1 protein-coding gene is annotated in these 2,039 nt (G+C 58.5%); it reads right to left on the bottom strand.

The annotated features are described in order from the left end of the window. Positions 1–58: 58 nt before the first annotated feature. Positions 59–1,393 carry a hypothetical protein gene (locus CNO22_RS28060; RefSeq protein ID WP_157937160.1) on the bottom strand — a complete coding sequence of 445 codons (1,335 nt, stop codon included), beginning with the start codon at positions 1,391–1,393 and terminating at the stop codon, positions 59–61. Between the last annotated feature and the right edge of the window lie 646 nt (positions 1,394–2,039).

Here is a 2,039-nt window from a genome sequence, read left to right as displayed (position 1 = left end):
CCGCCAGTTGCTCGTAGCTCGGCGCGGACACGGACCGATCCTTCACAGCCCGCCAGGATCACCCGATCACGACACGCGGGCGACCACCTGAACAGTCACACCCACGACGCACGGTGGCCCCGTAGGTCAGGGGCTCCGCGTCTTGCGCGAAATTGCATCCGAGATTGACAAGGTAGCGACTTCCCACCTCGCTCCGAGTCGCCCTGATGCCAGAAACACCCTCCTGCAGAATTCCGCTGTAGCACAGCAGGCGCAGCGCTTCCTTGACGACTTGGGGGGCATCTCGGTGCACCCAAATCGCCGACGACTTCTCTGCAACACTCTGATTGCGCGAGTGCAAGGCAGGCAGAACATCCCGCTCCAGGAAAGTCCTACCCCAGTCAATCAGTGGCCGATGCCCAGGGTAACGCTCGGCAAGCATCGAATGCTCGGCCCAGATGTCCTCACGATAGTACTGGCGAATCGCTTCCTGGATCCTGGAGCGGTTGAGTGGAGTGCTACTCGCCAGCGTCTTGAGTAGAATTCGAGGATTACCTGTCGCCGCGAAAGCGAGAGTGTCGAATGCCTCACCATACTGCTCAATCGACCTCTGCAGCGTGGGATCCTGCTTCAGGATTATGTCGCGCATTGCGGCAGCGTAGGCATCATCCGTAATAGATCGCTCTACGTCGAGCACCGTCGCGTCGTGGCTCGGCTGAAAAGACTCACCATACGAAGTTGCCCCAGGGTAGACCGCAGCCTTCACCGAAACGTAAGGACTCCGCAGATCTCGCATCAGCGTAAAGAACTGTCGCTGTTGCTCTGGGATGAAGACGTGCGCGGCCTCGTCGACCAACAGTGTGATACGCGAAAGACTCAAGTCCTCGCATAGGTCCGCTAAAGCATCACGAAGCGAATCAGGGTCAGGGACCCGACGAGCGTCAGCCAAAGCCTCGCCACTCTCCCAGAACTGCTCGAAGTGTTCCTCGACACGCTCATCTAGGTCGCGCTCTGAGCGAACTGCACCGGAGGGATTAACCCCTTTCGTCAGGAGCGCGAGAGCGGAATCTTCCGGGACCAGCAGGCCATAGGAAGTCGTAGCCCGCTTCACACTCGCCGAAATCTTGGAAATCATCCAAGGAAGAAATCCGTCCTCGGTTTGACGAATTAGGCCTGCTCGGGCGAACGTGACGTACACGGGCAGATTCCGATTACTGCGGAACTCACTCTTCAACTCAGCTTCGGCCACTCGAAGCAGGAAGGACTTGCCAACTCCGCGACTGCCCTTGAGGATGACTGGGGCGCGACCCTTCAGTCGCTCCACAATCTGTCGGTCACTTGCGGTTTCGACGTAGTACCTGAGAACTTCCTCAAGCCTGAGATCCTCAGTTCTGTAGAACAACTCTTGCGCCATCACGCATCCCCCGCTAGACCCAATTGCGCCCGAACCGTCATTAGATGTCCGAAGTGAGAAATTAGGACGTCCTGCAGCTCTTGGTCAGTTTGTGCGCTCAAGTCCCGCCCATACCTAACATACAAGAGGTACAGAACCGCCTCGCCAGCCCGAGCTGCCTCTGCACACCAGTCACTCAGCACGGGCTCGTCATACTCGATGCGCTGCGGAAGGCGCGCAGAGGACCGGGCTTTTCCATGCACGAACTGCGAGCAGGCCCTATATGACAATGCCGCCATGTTCGCATAGGACTTGGCGTCCTGGACTGCCGTCGGCTCAAACTCGCGCACAAAAGAGGCTGAGAGAACGCCCTCATCCTCGTCCAGCGCCCGCGACCATGAGAAATCTTTACGATCCGACATCCACTTTCGGCGGTCCAGTTCGTTAGCCGAAAAGTAGACCGCCGCAAAGCTCAGCTCAAGAAATAGCCGGAGACTGGCGAACGCCTGGCGATATAGCCCTGACGCGGCCGCGAACTCCGCTAGCGCCAACTCTCGGCGGGCAGCATCTAAAGATCATTAAGGGCGGTTGTTATAGGAACGATCCGAACTCCAAGCCGGTGCTGGCCAGGAAGCCGACCAGCAGTCCGGGGCGGTACTGCATCCGT

The organism is Geodermatophilus chilensis (genome assembly GCF_002802985.1).
GTDB lineage: Bacteria > Actinomycetota > Actinomycetes > Mycobacteriales > Geodermatophilaceae > Geodermatophilus > Geodermatophilus chilensis.
The sequence above is the reverse complement of the archived record's forward strand: the minus strand, read 5'-3'. Positions and strand labels throughout refer to the sequence as shown.